At 52.5% G+C, this 18649-nt stretch carries 11 protein-coding genes; 10 read left to right on the top strand and 1 reads right to left on the bottom strand.

Translation table 11 applies throughout. The features are described 5' to 3' along the window. Window positions 1-896 precede the first annotated feature (896 nt). Window positions 897-1037, bottom strand: coding sequence for a hypothetical protein (locus DDZ15_RS16710; RefSeq protein WP_158278652.1), 141 nt, complete (start codon window positions 1035-1037; stop codon window positions 897-899). Window positions 1038-1417: 380 nt separating this feature from the next. On the opposite strand from DDZ15_RS16710, the gene DDZ15_RS08385 reads away from it, so the two are divergent. The 10 genes from DDZ15_RS08385 to DDZ15_RS08335 all read left to right on the top strand — a co-directional run bounded on the left by DDZ15_RS08385 (window position 1418) and on the right by DDZ15_RS08335 (window position 17995). After that, the gene (locus tag DDZ15_RS08385; RefSeq protein ID WP_109646642.1) at window positions 1418-2608 is read left to right on the top strand and encodes an efflux RND transporter periplasmic adaptor subunit; all 1191 of its coding nucleotides are present in this window, start codon (window positions 1418-1420) and stop codon (window positions 2606-2608) included. Then, entirely contained in the window at window positions 2608-5736 is a 3129-nt protein-coding gene (locus DDZ15_RS08380; RefSeq protein ID WP_109646641.1) for an efflux RND transporter permease subunit, read from the top strand. The genes DDZ15_RS08385 and DDZ15_RS08380 overlap by 1 nt, the downstream gene beginning before the upstream one ends. Before the next feature lie 536 nt (window positions 5737-6272). After that, window positions 6273-8642, top strand: a complete 2370-nt coding sequence (locus DDZ15_RS08370; RefSeq protein WP_109646639.1) for a penicillin acylase family protein — start codon at window positions 6273-6275, stop codon at window positions 8640-8642. A 78-nt stretch (window positions 8643-8720) separates the two neighbouring features. Then, window positions 8721-11087, top strand: coding sequence for a penicillin acylase family protein (locus DDZ15_RS08365; protein ID WP_109646638.1), 2367 nt, complete (start codon window positions 8721-8723; stop codon window positions 11085-11087). A gap of 524 nt (window positions 11088-11611) precedes the next feature. Then, window positions 11612-12241 carry a phosphoribosyltransferase gene (locus DDZ15_RS08360; RefSeq protein ID WP_109646637.1) on the top strand — a complete coding sequence of 210 codons (630 nt, stop codon included), beginning with the start codon at window positions 11612-11614 and terminating at the stop codon, window positions 12239-12241. A gap of 14 nt (window positions 12242-12255) precedes the next feature. Next, a complete protein-coding gene (locus tag DDZ15_RS08355; RefSeq protein WP_109646851.1) occupies window positions 12256-13665 on the top strand; it encodes a nicotinate phosphoribosyltransferase in 1410 nt (469 codons plus the stop codon). A gap of 100 nt (window positions 13666-13765) precedes the next feature. Next, a complete protein-coding gene (locus DDZ15_RS08350; RefSeq protein ID WP_109646636.1) occupies window positions 13766-15628 on the top strand; it encodes a TrkH family potassium uptake protein in 1863 nt (620 codons plus the stop codon). A gap of 30 nt (window positions 15629-15658) precedes the next feature. Further along, window positions 15659-16360 carry a potassium channel family protein gene (locus DDZ15_RS08345; RefSeq protein WP_109646635.1) on the top strand — a complete coding sequence of 234 codons (702 nt, stop codon included), beginning with the start codon at window positions 15659-15661 and terminating at the stop codon, window positions 16358-16360. A gap of 106 nt (window positions 16361-16466) precedes the next feature. Next, window positions 16467-16961 (top strand): VOC family protein, encoded by a 495-nt coding sequence (locus tag DDZ15_RS08340; RefSeq protein WP_109646634.1) that lies wholly within the window; start codon window positions 16467-16469, stop codon window positions 16959-16961. Between the two features lie 179 nt (window positions 16962-17140). Beyond that, window positions 17141-17995: a 5'-nucleotidase, lipoprotein e(P4) family gene (locus DDZ15_RS08335; RefSeq protein WP_158278651.1), complete on the top strand. Its 855-nt coding sequence runs from the start codon at window positions 17141-17143 to the stop codon at window positions 17993-17995. Window positions 17996-18649: the final 654 nt, after the last annotated feature.

Raw genomic sequence — 18649 nt, 5'->3', positions numbered from 1 at the left:
GTAAGGTATGAATATGATTTACTTAGGCTCAAATTACCCGTTTAATGAAAACATCTGTGTAGGAGCTATGCTGTGATTCAGGTAGGGAAATCTCTTATCCGGTTTTCTTCGTGCACAAAACGCACAGATTTTTGCCTCTGGTCCGGAGGGAGGAGAAGTTTTGTGATGGACGATGGGCGAATGGCGATTGGCGACTGGCGACTGGCGACTTTTGATTGGTGACTGGCGACGAGCGATGAGCGATGAGCGATGTCTGAAGTTTCCGGATCTACATAGCTTCAGCGTAGTTGATAGCGTAGCAGACTGTACACTGTAACCGTTACCAACGCCCGGATTGTTGTCGAGGGGTTTTGGCATGGATTATCCAAATGAATCGTTGGGGGATTTCCCGCCATTCGGCGGGTTCAAAAAATGAGCTCCACTCCGCTCCGGCTCGTCAGGCTCGCCCGAGCTGCGGTCGGGATGACAAAGCCCGATGGGGAAAGCGGCGGCGCACGAAAATCCCAATCAAAATTCTGGACCTTCCCGCTCCCTCGGAGCAGACCTCTTGCTTCAAACGCCGGAGGCGTTACACATCAATAGCCCCGGGTGGAACCCGGGGTAGGATGAAGCGCCCATCCTGACCCCGAGCCCGGATTTTGATCAACGCCCGGATTGTTGTCGAGGGGTTTTTGGCGTGGATTATCCAAATGAATCGTTGGGGGATTTCCCGCCATTCGGCGGGTTCAAAAAATGAGCTCCACTCCGCTCCGGCTCGTCAAGCTCGCCCGAGCTGCGGTCGGGATGACTAGGCCTGATAGGGAAAGCGGCGGCGCACGAAAATGCCAATCAAAATTCTGGACCTTCCCGCTCCCTCGGAGCAGACCTCTTGCTTCAAACGCCGGAGGCGTTACACATCAATAGCCCCGGGTGGAACCCGGGGTAGGATGAAGCGCCCATCCTGACCCCGAGCCCGGATTTTGATCAACGCCCGGATTGTTGTCGAGGGGTTTTGGCGTGGATTTTCCAATTTTAAACGTTGGGGGATTTGCAGCCATTCGGCGGGTTCAAAAAATGAGCTCCACTCCGCTACGGCTCGTCAGGCTCGCCTGAGCTGCGGTCGGGATCACAAAGCCCGATGGGGAAAGCGGCGGCGCACGAAAATCCCGAATAAAATTCTGGACCTTCCCGCGCCGCCTGAGTAAGTCAATTGCCTAAAAAAACGCAGGTGTTGAAGATGGGTAGCCACTCCGGAATCTACGGATGTAAAATTATATCAATGCTGCTTACTTCAGCCCCTTTTCAGCGTTTAAACGGTATTCCCATCGAACGATCAACCCCCTGCTTCAGTTAATTAACCAGTTATCACGCCACATGCCGGGTTCATTCAATTCAATATGTATGAACCGTATCCGGCGCCCAAATACAATTACAGAGTATGAATCTGAAAAAAACCGTCCTTATCTGCGGCACTATTTTGATTGCAGGGGCTGCACTCATCGTCCTGATTTTCAATACAGAACCCACAGCGTCCCAGTCGAACAACACCCGTGAAACGCCGATGCTGGTTCAAACCTTTACAGCTGAAACGGGCACCTACACCCCCTTGATTACGGCTATGGGAACCGTAGAGGCCCGGGATGAAGTATGGCTAAGGCCCAGGGTTAACGGAGAGGTGATTTACCGGTCTGAAAATTTTAAACCGGGCGGATTCGTACGTGCAGGCGAGGTTTTACTCCGGATTGACCCATCGGATTATGAAGCTGCACTGCAGCAGAGCCGTAGCCTGCTGAGCCAGGCTCAGGCTGACCTGATGATCGAAATGGGTCAGCAGGAAGTTGCACGGCGCGAATATGAGCAGTTTGACGATACCCTTTCGGCTGCCAACAAGGCGCTTGTGCTGAGGCAGCCGCAACTGACACGCGTCCGCGCAGAGGTTGAATCCGCCGAGGCCGCCGTTGAGCAGGCGATGCTCGATCTGGAGCGTACTACCATTCGCGCCCCGTTTGACGCCCATATCTTGGATAGACTGGTGAACATAGGGTCTCAGGTTTCTGCGGGTGAGGATCTGGGCCGCCTGGTAGCAGCGGATGCCTTTCGCATATCAGCACTGGTAAAACCGGGCGATCTGAGTCGGATTCCGTTCAGCGATTCCGACAATCCCGCTGCCAGATTGCGAAATCGCAGTTCCTGGCCGCAAGGCGTGTACAGAAACGGAACGGTGGAAAATATGCAGGCATCCCTTACACCGCAGACGCGCCTGGCGCGGGTATTGATCCGCGTGGACGACCCGCTGGGTTACTATGACGACGAAAACCGGAGTTTTCCGCTGATCATCGGATCGTATATTGAAACAGAGATTGAGACACGCCCCCTGGAGAATGTAGTTCGCATCAACCGCGATCATCTCCGTCAGGATGACACCGTATGGGTGATGGACGACGGACGGCTTGATATCCGTACGGTTGAGGTCGTTTTTTCGGATGCCACTTATGCCTACATATCCGACGGAATCAACGACGGCGAACGTATTGTAACCACCAGTCTTGCATCGGTACGTCAGGGTGCGCCGCTTCAGCTTTCGGGCAGCGCCGACAGCCAGCCTGAAACCATTATGACTGCAGAGTAATGGATCAAGAAACTCAGGACACATCAAGCCAACAGGATCCGGATCTCCCGGAGGTTTCCCATTCAGGGGCAATTGCGTGGATGGCAAAACACCCTGTTGCAGCCAATTTGATCATGATTATCCTTCTTGCTGGAGGGTTTTGGGCTGCCTATACGGTCCAGAAGGAAGTGTACCCCGAATTTCTGCTCGATGTGGTGGAAGTCTCGGTGCAGTATCCCGGATCTGCCCCCGCTGAAGTAGAGCAGGGAATTTTGCGTCCCGTCGAGGAGGCCGTTCGCGGTGTGGACGGTATCCGGGAAATTACTTCTGAAGCCGGTGAAGGCAGTGGAACGGTGACCATTGAGCTGGTTCCGGGTGCTGAACGAATGCAGGCCTTTCAGGATATCGACCAGGCGGTGAACCGGATTACCACATTCCCGGACGACATTGAAGAACCTGAAGTACGGCTGCAATCGAACCAGCGGGAAGTGCTCAGCATCGGTATCTACGGAGATGCAGAGATTATGGAACTTCGCAGAACAGCTGAGCAGGTGCGCGACCAGCTCCTGAACGATCCGAATATCACTCAGGTGGCTATCGGCAATGTACCCGATTATATGACCCACATCGAAATACCCCGCACTGTGCTGCAGGAATATGACCTTACACTTGGCGAAATTGCCGCGCTTGTGGGTCAATCAAGCCAGGATATCCCGGCCGGAGCCGTTGAAACAGAGTCAGGTGAAATTTTGCTGCGGCTGCAGGAGCGCCGGCAGATTGCCGAAGAGTATTCTCGAATTAATATTATTACCACTCAGGATGGCGGTACCATTCAGCTGGGTGACATTGCCCAGATCCGAGACGGGTTTGACGAGGGCAGCGGCCACGGCCAGTTTAACCGTCAGCCTACCGTCGATATCAGTATTTCCCGAATCGGTGACCAGTCGCCCCTGGCCATCGAAGAAGCCGCCATTGCGGTACTCGACCGTGCACAGCAGAACTTCCCGCCCGGCGTTCAGTACAGGGTGGACAGCAACGATGCGGAAGAATACAGCCGCCGGCTCTCACTGCTCACCGAAAACGGCATTCTGGCTATCTTTATCGTACTGCTGATCCTCTCCCTGTTTCTGGAGTACAGGCTGGCTTTCTGGGTAATGATGGGAATGTCAATCTCCTTTATCGGTGCCATGCTTTTTCTGCCCGGCCTTGGGATCAGCATCAACATGATCTCCATGTTCGGTTTTCTGGTGGTACTTGGAATTGTGGTAGACGATGCGATTGTGGTGGGCGAGAATATCTATGAATACAGGCAGAAAGGATACAATTTTCTGGATGCAGCCATTGCAGGCGCCAGGGAGATGAGCAAACCCGTTACCTTCAGTATCCTTACCAATATTATCGCCTTTACTCCCCTTCTTTTTATGCCGGGTACAACCGGAAAGTACTGGTGGCCTCTGCCGGCGGTTGTCATAGTTGTTCTGGCCGTTTCTCTTTTTGAAGCACTCTTTATCCTTCCGGCACATCTTGCTCACACAAAAAAGAACGGACGGACCAAAATAGGTGACCGCCTGTTCCGTGTTCAGCAGCTTTTCTCCAATAAAGTGAGTGAATTTATCAATACCAGGTACCGCACATTTCTTGACTTCTGTCTTCGCAACCGGTATATCACGCTCACATCTGCGGTAACCCTCCTGTTTGTGATCGGCGGATACGGGTACAGTGACCATATGGGTATGATTCTGATGCCTGAGCAGGCTGCCAATGAAATTGAAGCGGGAGTCCGCCTGCCGGTGGGTACCACGATCGATCAGGCTGAAGTGGTCGCGGCACGAATCACGGAATCGACATACCGCCTTTTTAATGAAAACAATCTTTTTGAAGTCGCTGAGGGGATAAAAACCAACATCCGCGGCCAGAATTTTATTGATGTCGAGATCGTAATGCGTCCCCCCGACGAGCGGGATATGACCGCCAACGAACTTATAGAAATCTGGCGTACGGGACTTGATCAGATTGAGGGTGTTGACCAGGTGACCTTTGAAGCGGAGCGCGGCCCCGGCGGGTATCAGCAGGATATCGTGGTAGACCTGAGTCATGCCAATACCTCCACTCTCGAGGAAGCCAGCCTTGCGTTCATGGAGGAGGTACAGCGATTTGAGACTACCCGCGATGTTTCCGATAATTTCAACCGTGGCAAAACACAGTTCGATTATCGTCTACTCCCTGAGGCAGCGATGCTGGGCCTTACACCTGCGGATGTAGGAATGCAGCTTCGCGATGCTTTTTTCGGTGCCCTGGCCCTTCGTCAGCTTCGCGGCACCAACGAGGTGGAGGTGCGCGTAAAGCTGCCCCGGGAGGAGCGTAAAGACCTCTATAACCTGGAAGAGTTTCTTATCGAAACGCCTCAGGGTACCACCGTGCCTCTTCCGGAAATTGCAGAATTAAACCGCGGTGAAGCGTTCACCAGCATCAACCGGCGTGACGGTCGACGCGTGGTATCGGTTGGCATGGATGCTGAACCGGCCAACACCGTAGGTCAGGTACTTGACGCCATCGAAGCCGATATCCTGCCCCGACTCAGCGCTGAATATCCGGGGCTTACCTGGTCTTTTGAAGGAAGCCAGGCAGACATGCGTGAGAGCACGCAATCGCTCTGGGGAAATTTTGGCATGGCACTGCTCATTATCTATACCCTGCTCGCAATAGCGTTCAGGAACTATTCTCAGCCGCTCATTATAATGGGAGCCATTCCGTTTGGAATTGTGGGAGCCGTTATCGGGCACATTCTTCTGGGCTACGATCTCTCGCTTGTAAGCCTGATGGGGATCATTGCACTTTCGGGGGTAGTGCTTAACGACTCCATTATCATGGTGGACTATGCGAACCGAAAACGAAAAATGCAGAATGCATACAAAGCCATACATGAAGCAGGCCTGCGCCGTTTCCGCCCGATCCTTCTGACCACCCTGACCACCTTTGGCGGATTGACGCCGATCATTCTGGAGACCTCCAATCAGGCGCGTCAGCTGATACCGATGGCGATCTCCCTCGGTTTTGGAATTGTGTTCGCCACGGCCATAATTCTGGCGATTGTGCCTTGCCTCTACCTTATTTTGGAGGATGTTAAGTCAGGATTAAAGGTATCCTGAGCTATAACCTGCCTTTTTACAGATAGCCCCCTCTTTCTTTTTGATACTACATGACTTGCCATTTCTAAAAATATTTACCAGATTTTCTGTCCCTGGTATTTGAAAAGCAGTCTATTCATAAAAGTGACTCATAATGATAAATTCATTCCGGAGAAACTACGTCTTAGACAGATTTCCGGGAGATTTCAGGATCACTCGAAATCTGTCAGGATATCAGCAGATTCTGCTGCGAATCAGCCCGGCCGCCCGGCCACAAAGCACCGTTTGTCAAAACAGTTCTTCCGGAACTACAATAATACGGAGTCATCGGATTTTGATGAGATTCGATCTGTGCTCAATGAAGTGCGCAATTATCTGCATAGTTCGATTTCGGCACTCTAACAGTTAAAGAAGGCGAAATGAAATCGATTCCAGGATACGAATGACCGGCGGAAACAACATTTAATAGCTGGTCTTAGCATGTGCCATACTGATACCTACAAAGTATTTGCTGCAGACGAATATCGGGATCTGTACATAAAAAACTATTAAAACCCATGATCAAGCGTATACTAATTTGGAGTTTGGCTGCCGTTTTAACCCTGATTATTTTGGTCGCAGCCTACGCCGGTATCACCTACTGGCGGGCAAGCAGCGGGCTGCCAGAGTGGAACGGCACACTAACCGCCGAGGGCCTCGACGGCCCCGTCGAGATCGTGCGCGACGAGCACGGCATCCCCTACATCGAAGCAACCACTGAGCGCGACCTCTACTTCGCCCAGGGCTTTGTACATGCCCAGGACCGCTTCTGGCAGATGGCTTTCAACCGTCGCATCAGCCAGGGGCGGCTCTCGGAGTGGCTGGGGGCTGCTGCGCTCAACTCCGATCGGCTCAACCGCGCGGATGACCTCGTCGGTCTCGCCGAGCGAGCTTGGGACAAATTGCCCCATGAAATCCAAACGCTGGCCACCGCCTATGCAGACGGCGTCAATGCCTGGCTGGAGGGTCCGTACTACCGGCGACCACCGGAAATGACGATCCTGCACGTCCACCCCGAAAAGTGGCGGCCGCAGGACACGGTGCGGCTGCTGTACTTTGTACACATGAACATAAGCCGCCCCGGCGATGAACTGCTAAGTACACGTATCGATCAGGCTGGCCTACCATCGGTAATCAAAGAGGTCTATGCCCCCTTTGAGCAGCCTGTGCCCACCATTCTGCCGTCGGATTCTAGTACATATTATGTGCAGGCTACCTCTCCCTTCAAGCGCGGGGCTCACTCCAATAATTGGACCCTGGCCGGCATCCACACGTCAAGCGGTCATCCGCTCATGGCTAACGACCCCCACCTGAGCCCGACGCAACCCGTAACTTGGCACCTGCAGCACCATCAAGCGCCCGGCATAAGTGGGGCCGGCGCCACAGCCCCCGGATTGCCCGGTTTTTTCGTGGGACACAACGGCGCGGTAGCATGGGGAATTACGACTGCCGGCGCTGACATGGTCGACGTAACCCTCGTTGAACTCCACCCCGACGACCCCTCCCTATATCGCCAAGGCCCCGAAGCGCCCTGGGAGAGGTTCACCATGCGGGTCGACACTATTGACGTGCGCTTCGGCGAGTCGTATATCGATACCATCCGCACCACCCCAACGGGGCGTCTGGGTATTCGCCGGGACAGCACCCTGACCGATGATCCGACCCTGTACACGGAGTGGCGCTTCTGGGGGGTGGACCTGCCGGGCACACATCTGACAGGCTGGATGAATCTCCAGCGCGCCACCTCTGTTTCAGCGGCGATTGAGGCCATCGGGCAGATACCGGGGCCATCGCTCAACCTGTCCATTGCCGACACGGCCGGCTCCATCGGATACGTGAAAATGGGACGGATCGCGGATCGGCCCGAAACGCACGCTCGCAAACTGGCATTTGGTCCGGAGGATAGCAACGCCGGCACCTACCTCCCCTTCAGTGAGAATCCGCGTCTCGTCAACCCGCCGTCTGGACGCATCGTCACCGCAAATCAACGTATCGCCGGCGATGACTACCCACACTATCTTAGCCGCTTGTGGACTCTTCCAGACCGGGCATGGCGTATCCATGAGATGCTCAATGAGCAAGAAGTACATGATATAAGTACCTTCCGTGCGATGCAGCAGGACGCACTCTCGGCTGTCGCCCGCCGCCTGGTGCCCTTGCTGTTGAAGGCCGAGCCGGCAGGCGACGATGAGGCGGAGCTGCTGCGCGAGCTCGAAACGTGGGACTATAAATTTACCCTTGATGCCCACGCTCCGGCGATTTTCATGGCATGGTTGGAGCGACTGAACAACCGAATCATCGAGGATGAGCTGGATAGCTTCACCTTCCGCGGCTCCGGCTGGACGCACGCAAACTACTTGTCGGTAGCCCTTGCATTGGCTGGAGACAAGGCAGCCTGGTGTGACGATCGGACGACCACCGACAATGAGGACTGTGCCCGTATCCTTCGGCAGACGCTGACGGAGGCCCACACCGCGCTTACGGAGTCCATGGGCTCCGAGCCGGACGGATGGCGATGGGAACAAGCCGGACGCTTCCGGCTGCCACACATGCTCTTCGACAACTTTCCCCTCCTGCGCAACTGGTTCTCGAGGGAAACACCGGTGCCGGGCGGGCCCGATGGTATGTTTAATAACTATGCAACCCCAACGGCCCGTCTGCCGGTGACGGACTCTGGGACGGTGCCAAGCTTCCAGGCGATTTACGACCTGTCCGACCTGGATGCGTCGTTGTTTATGGCCTACAGCGGTGTCTCCGGCCACTTCAAGTCGCCCTATTATGATAACCTGACCCCGCACTGGGTACGCGGTGAGCGAATCACCTTAAACCCTGAGGAGATCGAAGAACACTACAGGCTGATTCTCCAACCCGGTATTGACAAGGAGTGATGAGGGGACAGAATGAATTGAACAGCTAATATCCACAATACACTGACCTGAGATACTTTAAAGAAAATCGTTAAACCTATGCTGAAACGTTTGATCCTATGGTTATTCGCTTTTATTCTAAGCGTAATCCTGATTATTTCAATCTACACCGGTATCACCTACTGGCGGGCAAGCAGCGGACTGCCAGAGTGGAATGGCACACTAACCGCCGAGGGTCTTGACGGACCGGTCGAAATTATCCGTGCCGAACACGGCATCCCCTATATCGAGGCGACGACCGAGCGAGACCTCTACTTCGCCCAGGGTTTCGTGCATGCCCAGGACCGCTTCTGGCAGATGGACCTGACCCGACGTACCAGCCAGGGACGGCTCTCGGAATGGTTAGGATCCATCACCCTTTCGGCTGACCGGTCTGCTCGCTGGTTCGACTGGTCAGACCATGCGGAACGTTCCTGGGAAGCCATTCCCGAAAATGAAAAAATGCTGCTCGAAGCCTACGCTGCAGGCGTGAACCACTGGTTGGAGGGGCCGCTTTACCGCCGCCCGCCGGAGATGAAGATCTTACACGTCCATCCAGAGCCGTGGCAACCTCAAGATGCGTTTCTCATCACCTATCAAATTTTTCTCCAAGTTGCCGGCGGAGGGCCAGAACTGATAAGGGCAACTATTTCCGGGGCCGAAGCCGATTCTGCGATCTATGACTTTTTAGATTCCTCCGACCAGCCCATACGTCCCATCATTGAAGAACCGGACGCATCTCAAATTCTGCAGGCAACCATGCCGGTTAAGGAGCGCTCTTTTTCCAATAGCTGGACGCTTTCCGGTGAACATACCGCGAGCGGCCTGCCGCTCATGGCCAATGACCCCCAGCTTGCACAGACGTTGCCCGGAACCTGGCAGCTTCAGCATCATCAAGTGGGCGACCGCACCGCTGCGGGCGGAACCATGCCGGGCCTGCCGGGCATCGTTGTCGGCCACAACGGATCGATCTCCTGGGGAGCTACAACGGCCTCCATTGATCTCGGTGACCTTGCCCTTCTTGAAGTGCACCCTGACGACCCCGATCGATACCGCCGGAGCCCGGATGCACCCTGGGAGAGCTTCATTCAGCGGGTAGACACCATTCGGGTGCGCTTCGGTGCAGACCAGGTCGATACCATTCGAGCCACCCCCAGCGGCCGCATTCGCCCGCAGCGTCCCGGCGTGACGCCGTTCACCTCCCGTACCGACGTGGTCGAGGAGTTCCGTGGCGTTCCCTTTGACCAGCTCGGCGGTTTCCCGTTAACACCGCTGCGTATAATGCATGCAAAGACTGTTGAGGAAGGGATCACAGCAAGCGAAGCCCTTACCTTTCCGGCCATGAATATTTCCCTGGCTGATACGGCAGGCAGTATCGGCTACGTGACAGCCGCCAGGATCCCGCAGCGGCCCGAGCGGCACGCGCGCTTCGTGGACGTCGTGCCAATCGACGACAACCAATGGAGTTATCTGCCTTTTGAACAAAATCCACGCATCATCAACCCCGGCAGCGGCCGCATCGTCACGGCAAACCAGCGTATCATCGGCGACAACTATCCGCACTACCTGAGCGATTCCTGGGCTTTGCCGTGGCGTACCCTGCGAATTCATGAGGTGTTGGACCAGCACGAAACGCACAGCATAGACACTTTCCGGAAAATGCAGCAAGATGCTCTGTCGCCAGTCGCACGTGATCTTGTGCCTCTCCTGCTGAATACAGAAACCGAGAACGCTGCAGATGCCGCCCTTGTCGACACGCTGCAAGCATGGGACTACCGGTTTCGCCTCGACACTGCCGCACCGACGATCTTTCTCACCTGGACGGAGATGCTCAGCCGCAGGCTTATCGCAGATGAACTGGCCAATCTGCCATCCTCTTGGCGCGACCGCCGCTACCTGTCGCTCATCCGGGCACTGAACGGAGAACGGCCCGATTGGTGTGATGATCAATCTACAGAGACAGTAGAGACCTGTGCAGAGCTTGTCCGCAGCGCGTTGACGGACACGCGCCAGGCACTGGAAGAAGCTTTTGGCAATGACCCTGAAGACTGGGCATGGGGAACGACTCATCGCATGAAGCTACCTCACCTAGGTTTTGCCGGATTGCCGTTTCTGGATAATCTCTTTTCGCGCGAAGTGGCCATGCCGGGCGGGCCTGAGTCACTCTTTTTGAACGCAGTAAGCTTGCAGGAGGCCCCGCATTTTCCTCGTGCCGCATATAATTCCGGATATCAGGGCATCTACGATTTATCAAACCTGAAAGGCTCCTTGTTCATGACCGGCGGTGGATCATCTGGCCATTTCAAATCGCCATACTACAATAACCTCACGGAGATGTGGGTGCGCGGTGAGCGCATCAAATTAAATCCTGAGCAACGAAAATCGACCTATACACTGGTACTCGAGCCGGTGCCGGGCACCCGCTGATTACTGAAGGTTGCACAAACACCTATTTACAAACCGCGCCGGAAGCGAAAAAAACTGAACGCATTATATAATATTCGCGAAGCAGGACTTCGACGTATCCGGCCGATCCTGCTTACCACAATCACCACCTTGTGCGGACTCTCCCTGATGATCTTTGAAACCTCCAGTCAGGCAATCCAGCTCATCCCCATGGCAACTCCCTCGGTTTTGGCATCGTATTCGCCACTGCCATAATTCTGGCTAATTGTGTCATGTCTATACCTTATTTTGGAGGATGTTAAGGGGGCTTTCGGCAGCGGCGAGGCTGTTACCGATGCCATACAGTCTTAGCGCCGTGCGATACTCACCGATTTGAGTGTGACAACCGGTACCGACGGATGCAAACGCCGGCACAAATTCACAGCCGGGATGGGCAGGATACAGCGGGCTTACTGTAATGCACTTGTTCACTGAGAGATCCCCCTACTGCATCCCGTCGTTCAATGTTCTATTTTAAAGGAATGACCATGCCAAATAATTGACATATGGATAAAAAAATCACTGCACGAATCGTCCATCTTCCTGAAACCTATGAAATGGCGTACAGAATTGCCCGTCAGATTCAGGATACGGGCGAAGATTATGATGTTGTAGTCGGAATTTCCAGGGGCGGACTCCCCCCCTCCCGGATCATGTGCGATTTCCTGAACATCAAGACCCTGACCACCATGCAGATTCTGCACTACGAAAGCGCCGCCAAAGCCAGGGAAGAGGTACGCGTATCAGATCCTGTCAAGATTGACCTGGAGGGCAGGAATGTGCTTTTGGTTGATGATGTAAACGATTCCGGCGACACCCTTCAGGCAGCCGTTAAGCATATTCAGACGCTGAAACCCTCCCTTTTGAAAACCGCGGTACTGCACGAAAAAGCGGGTAGCTCATTCAGCGTAGATTACTGCGGCTCATACCTGTCTGAATGGAAATGGCTGATCTACCAGTGGGCGGTTACCGAAGATCTTATCGGGTTTCTGGAAAGGGACGGGATGCTGGATTCGGAACCGGCGGATGCCATCCGTCACCTCAGTGAGAAATACGACCTCACCGTAGAGCGCGACCTGCTGGAAAAAGTGCTCTCCATGAAGGAGTTTTACTCGAAAAAAGACACATCCTCATAAAACACTGACTCATGATATTTGATTTTACGGCCACCTACACCGACCAATACCAGATTACCATGTCGCAGGTCTACTTTCACCGCGGCATGAAAAATGAAACAGCCATATTCGACTATTTTTTCCGGAAAACGCCTTTTGGAGGCGGTTTTGTTGTCTTTTCAGGGCTTGAAGATCTGCTTGAAACCGTTCAGAAGCTGAAATTTGATGATAAAGATCTGAAACTGCTTCGCGACGAGGGAATGGATGATGAATTTCTGGACTATCTGGAGACGTTCAGGTTTACGGGAACAGTCCGTTCGGCAAGAGAGGGTGACCTGGTGTTCCCAAACCGGCCTGTCGTGAGCGTGGAAGCGCCCATCATTGAGGCGCAGCTGATGGAGACCCTGCTGCTGAACACGCTCAACTACCAGTCACTGATCGCCACCAAGGCGGCCAGGATGAAGCTGTCGGCCGGCGACAGAACACTTGTTGATTTCGGCCTGAGGCGGGCTCCCGGTACAGGCGGCTATTCGGCCAGCCGCGCGGCAGTTATCGGCGGCTTCGACGCCACCAGCAATGTGCGTTCCGGCCGTGACTACAACATTCCGATATCGGGAACCATGGCGCATTCGTTTGTGCAGCGGTACGATGATGAACTCTCTGCCTTTCGTGATTTTGCGGCCATTCGCCCGCACGACTGCGTTCTGCTGGTGGATACCTATGATACCATCAAAAGCGGCGTTCCAAATGCCATCAAGGTGGGTAAAGAGATGGAGAAAGAGGGCCACAAAATGAAAGGGATACGGCTGGACAGCGGCGACCTTGCCTGGCTGGCGAAGAAATCGCGCGCCATGCTGGATGAAGCGGGCCTCGGCTACGTTAAAATAGCAGCTTCCAATCAGCTGGATGAACACGTGATCAAGAGCCTGCTTGAGCAGGGGGCGCCCATCGATTTTTTCGGTGTGGGCACAAGCCTGGTCACCGGCCGGCCGGATGCCGCTCTCGACGGAGTTTATAAACTGAGCTATGCAAACGGCGAACCCCGGCTGAAACTGTCCGAATCGGTTGAAAAAATCAATCTGCCTGACCGCAAGCAGGTGTACCGGATGCTGAATGAGGATGGAACCCTCTTCGGTGCGGAAGCCGTGGCGCTGCAAAGCGAAAACGCTCCGGATCATATGTACCACCCTTCCGAGCCAGGAGCGTCAATGGATCTGAGCGGTCTCCAAAAAGAACCTCTGCTGAGCGAGGTAATGAAGGACGGAGAGCGGCTTACACAACCAAAATCACTTCAGGAAATCAGGGAATTCAGCCAGGGGCAGGTGGGAAAACTTCCCGATGAGTACAAACGGTTTGAGAATCCGCATATCTATAAAGTGGGGCTATCGAAAAAACTAAAGGAGGTGCGCGACGGGCTAATCAGTGACCACAAAAGCCGGATATGAGCAGAAGATTGATCGAGGTAAATAGATTTCCTTTTTTTATAAGTAAAAACGTCGGCTGTTTATGAACAGGTTGAAATATGAATTTCACTATATACTCTGAATGTGGCCTAACCTACCATACAGGTGGAAGTGGAAGCTGAAAAGATGGACCCGCCATATGGGTTCCATTTATGAAAAAGTTTCTTTCAGATTCCGGTTTCTGCAGGATGACCTCTATGAGTTCAACCGAACAGCCAGCCCCTGGCTGCATGCTTTTTCCATTCTGCTTAGCATTATGGTATTTGCCTCGCTGATCTTTCCCCTAATCTTCACCGATCAGCGGGAATATATCCAGATCACACGGATTACAGATCAAATATTACTGATTGCTTTTGGAACCTACTTTTATACCCGGCTGCTTATCACGCCCCAAAAAATTCAGTTTTTAAAATCGCGATGGCCGGAAGGCATTGCCGGTACACTTGCCTTATTTATCGGTATTGAGCTGATGGTATCAGACAATACATACCTTTTGTATCTGCTGGAACAAACCGGACTTACCGGAGCTGAACAAACTCTTCTGATTCTTGTGCAGATTTACCTGGTCTTTCTGGTGGCCGTCAAAGTGATACAGGCGATACCTGAAATTCTTGCAAAAAACATCAATCCGGCAAGATTGGTACTGCTTAGTTTTATATCCGTTATCATTGTCGGCACACTTCTGCTCATGCTGCCTTCCGCTACCGTTGACGGCCTGGGCCTCAACATGATTGACGCACTCTTTATGGCAACCAGTGCCGTATGCGTTACCGGGTTGATTGTAGTGGATACGGCTACCCACATGTCATTTTTTGGTCAAGGGGTCATTTTGGTTCTCATTCAACTGGGAGGAATCGGCATTATCACATTTGCCACGTTTCTTGCTATGTACCTTTCGGGCGGAATTGATCTCTCGGATCGGAATGTGCTGAAAGAGACTATTCCGGGCGAAAAGGTGAGCACAATATCCAAAACAATGAAGAGGATCGTGCTTTTAACCTTTTCCATTGAGTTTATCGGGTTTATCGCCTACTACTTCAGCTGGGCGGAAGCGATTCCTGACACAGGAGAACGTATCTGGTTCTCGCTTTTCCACACTGTTTCTGCTTTTTGCAATGCAGGTTTTTCACTCTTTACGAACAGTTTGTCTGATCCCATGAATGCCACTTTTCTGCCCGTTAACATTACCACCATGGTGCTGATCATCCTTGGCGGAATTGGTTTTATGACATTGTGGGAATCCGTAACGCGAGGAAAAGGAAAGAACAGGCATAAACAGTTTTCAATACACAGCATTATCGTGTTTCGAATGACGGCTTTCCTCATTATTACCGGGACGGTTCTGATTCTGATCATTGAATGGAATGGCTTGCTTGCCGGTGAAACCTTTGGCAACAAAATCCTCTATTCAGCCTTTCAGAGCATTACATCACGTACAGCCGGTTTTAACACCATTGATACTGCTGCAATAGGCGCCGGAGCCACACTCATTATCATCATACTCATGGCGATTGGTGCATCACCGTCCTCGACCGCGGGCGGCCTGAAAACCACAACCATCTACGTACTATACAGGTCGATGCTGGCGAATATCATTGGAACAGACCGGGTCGAGATATCAAACCGTACTGTTCCGAATGCCGTCATTTTGCGTGCCATTACCTCTGCAAACCTTGCTTTTGGGGTTATGGTTGCAGGCCTTGTACTGCTCACCATCTTCGAGGATTTTTCGTTCATCGATATCTTATTTGAACAGGTCTCGGCCTTTATGACCGTTGGCCTTTCAAGAGGAATCACCGGGAGTTTAAGTGATCCCGGTAAATTGGTTATTATATCCTCAATGTTTGCAGGAAGGGTTGGAATGCTTACGGTTGCCGTGGCATTTGCCCAAAAGAGGCCGGAACCGAACTATAAATATCCGGAAGAATCTGTGATGGTTGCGTAAAGAGAAATTTAATCCAAAATAAAGTTTACTATGCCTGCTGAAACAACACCTCAAATAGCTGTAATAGGGCTTGGTGTGTTTGGAATGGCATTGGTTAAAACTCTTGCCAAAGAGGGCGCCAATGTTATTGCGATTGATAAAGACATGAACCGCCTCAACGAAATAAAAGATATCACATCCAATGCCATTAGCTTTGACTCAACAGATTCCGAGCAGCTTAAATCTCACGGCATCACACAGGCTGATATTGCGGTGATTGCAATCGGGGAAGATTTTGAACCGGTTGTTTTAATCTCCATGGAGCTGATAAATGCGGGTGTTCCGCAAGTGTATGCACGAGCCAACTCCGCTACCCAGGAACAGATTCTGACCAAAATAGGCGTAACTGAAATAATTCATCCCGAACGACAGGTGGCGGAGAAAATGGGTGTCAGTTTGCACCGCAAAGGGATTGAAGACCTGCTCGAGCTTGAAGAGGGATTAACGGTAATGGAAATGGATGTTCCCGAATCGATGACGAACCATACCCTACAGGAGTTGAACCTCAGAAAACGATATGGAATCAACGTTTTAATCATCAAACGGCCGGACGATGAACAGCCGGATGAAGACGCTGAAACAAGGTATCGGCCCCTGGGAATCCCTGATGGAGAAACAAGGCTTGAAAAGGGAGATAAATTCATCATTCTTGGCAAAAAAGAAGATTCCCAAAAAATGATCGACATAAATTAGTTGATTGTCATATTGGTTACCTTACATGTAAAGATTCAATTTTTCTTTTTTACTGCTTTTCAGTGCCGCAACCATCAGGCTTCAATTTTAACAAAGAGATCATGCCATGTCTAAAAGATTGACTTTACTCCTTCCTGTTCTGCTGTTCTCACTTGCACTATTCAATACGGCCCGTGCACAGCAAACCGGTGCAAATGAATCCGGATCCGGTTTTATCTTTAATCACGTAGCCCTCTCGGTGACCGATCTTGACAAGTCGGCCGACTACTATCGTGATATCTTTGGGCTGGATGAAATAGAAAATCTTACCGCGGCGGAGGGCATCCGGTGGTTTTCGCTTGGAGAGGGAAAAGAACTCCACCTGATCTCAGTACTGAGCGGACCGATCACCCTGAATAAAGCCGTTCACTTTGCCGTTTCCACTCCGCAGTTCGACGGCTTCATCGAAAGGCTCGAAAACGGAGGAATTGAATATTCGAGCTGGGCCGGTGAAGCGGGCAGCATCACCGTGCGTGCGGATGGAGTCAGACAGGTCTATGTTCAGGATCCGGACGGCTATTGGATCGAGGTGAACAGCGCAGGCAGCTCCGGTTCCCAGTAGGGTTTCGCTGTGGAACGTGTGCGTGTTTGTGAATATGCAGCAGGTTTTTGAGAAAACTTTCCGCTGCTTGTTCCAGGGTTTTCCTTCCGGGAAGAGATAGGAGTTCAGTATCCCGCGAACTTTACATTATTTCATCAACCACACATTTCGTATCCATTCAAATGACAACATATTCAGACATGAAATATAAACTTGTTCCTGTACTCCTTTTGTTAATCGCTGGCGTTTCCTGCAAAGGTCCGCAGATGACCTCTCAGGAATCTCAACCCCAGCCCCACCCTGCACTTAATGAAACGCTCTTTGCAACGCTCTGGACACAGACCGCGGCAGAGTATGACGCCCTTACCCTTCAGGCCTATCAAACCGCGGAGCGCTTCCTGGAGCTTGCCCTGGCCGATTCCGGCTGGACCGCTTCCATGGAGCAGGATACCGGATATGAGGCTCTTCCGCCGGCCATCATTCTGGATGTGGATGAAACCGTGCTTGATAACTCCTATTACCAGGCACGCATCATTCTGGATCAGCAAAGTTATAATCCGGATACCTGGAATGAGTGGGTGCGCGAGGCACGTGCCACCCCCATTGCGGGAGCGCTGGAGCTTACGAAAACGGCCGACGAGCTGGGTATTGCCGTTTTCTATATCACCAACCGGGATGCAGAGGTTGAACAGGCAACCATTCAGAATCTGGAAGAGCTCGGATTTCCCATAGCCGACGGATCGGTCCTGACCAACGGCGCACGTCCCGGCTGGACCTCCGCGAAGACGAATCGCCGCGCACATGTGTCTGAAAACCACCGCATCCTGATGCTTTTTGGTGATGACCTGAATGATTTTTTACCGGCACGGAGCGCAAGCATGGAGCAGCGGGACCGTTTGGTGGAAGAGAACCGGGAAAAATGGGGTGTTCAGTGGTTCATCCTGCCCAACCCCGTTTACGGCTCCTGGGAGAGATCCCTCTATTACGGCACGGACGGTCTGAGTGAAGATGAACGGATGAATCTTTGGCTGGAGAAGCTGGAAACGCGGGAGTGAGCAAGGTGCAGGGTTCAAGGTGCAGGGTTCAGGGTTCGGCATGCAACAGGTTTCAGGATACAGGCTGCAGGTTTCAGGTGAGAAAGACAAGTATTAGCGTGTTAATGTGTTAACGTGCTCAAGCACCGCAGGGAAAATTCCCTTTTTCGGCTTCTCGGATTGTCTGTTTGTCGGAAGCTCTGTTTATCTTTATTTCTTTGTTCCGAAGGAACATCTGATCGGTAGCCCCGAAGCGGGCGCGCCATACCGCCTCCGGCCACTGTGCGTTGAAAAAACAAGAAGCAACATCCGGAGGTTAACGGGAGATCAACGAACAACGACCGGGGAAATAGTGTGTCAGGTATTAACGTGTTCGTGTGTTAACGTACCCAAGCATCACAGCAAATATTCCCTTTTTCGGTTTCTCGGTTTATCTGTTTGTCGGTTGCTCTGTTTATCATTTTTCTATGTTCCGGAGGAACATCTAATCGGTAGCCCCGTGCGAAGCGCGGGGGGTACGAAGCCGGAAAGATCATCCCGAGGCCGGATGGAGGTCAGCGCCCGGATAGGGTTCGAGGGATTTACGGGAAAGACCCCGGGGGAACGGACGAACGGATGAACAGAGGAACAGAGGAACAGAGGAATCGACGAACAGAAGAACCGAGTAAGTGCGGC

This window comes from Rhodohalobacter mucosus (assembly GCF_003150675.1).
Lineage (GTDB): Bacteria > Bacteroidota > Rhodothermia > Balneolales > Balneolaceae > Rhodohalobacter > Rhodohalobacter mucosus.
This window is presented reverse-complemented; position numbering and strand designations above follow the sequence as displayed.

Coding starts and splice junctions, on each gene's coding strand:
- DDZ15_RS16710 (WP_158278652.1), bottom strand. CDS start 1,037: ATGGCTGCAAATCCCCCAACGTTTAAAATTGGAAAATCCACGCCAAAA.
- DDZ15_RS08385 (WP_109646642.1), top strand. CDS start 1,418: ATGAATCTGAAAAAAACCGTCCTTATCTGCGGCACTATTTTGATTGCA.
- DDZ15_RS08380 (WP_109646641.1), top strand. CDS start 2,608: ATGGATCAAGAAACTCAGGACACATCAAGCCAACAGGATCCGGATCTC.
- DDZ15_RS08370 (WP_109646639.1), top strand. CDS start 6,273: ATGATCAAGCGTATACTAATTTGGAGTTTGGCTGCCGTTTTAACCCTG.
- DDZ15_RS08365 (WP_109646638.1), top strand. CDS start 8,721: ATGCTGAAACGTTTGATCCTATGGTTATTCGCTTTTATTCTAAGCGTA.
- DDZ15_RS08360 (WP_109646637.1), top strand. CDS start 11,612: ATGGATAAAAAAATCACTGCACGAATCGTCCATCTTCCTGAAACCTAT.
- DDZ15_RS08350 (WP_109646636.1), top strand. CDS start 13,766: ATGTGGCCTAACCTACCATACAGGTGGAAGTGGAAGCTGAAAAGATGG.
- DDZ15_RS08345 (WP_109646635.1), top strand. CDS start 15,659: ATGCCTGCTGAAACAACACCTCAAATAGCTGTAATAGGGCTTGGTGTG.
- DDZ15_RS08340 (WP_109646634.1), top strand. CDS start 16,467: ATGTCTAAAAGATTGACTTTACTCCTTCCTGTTCTGCTGTTCTCACTT.
- DDZ15_RS08335 (WP_158278651.1), top strand. CDS start 17,141: ATGAAATATAAACTTGTTCCTGTACTCCTTTTGTTAATCGCTGGCGTT.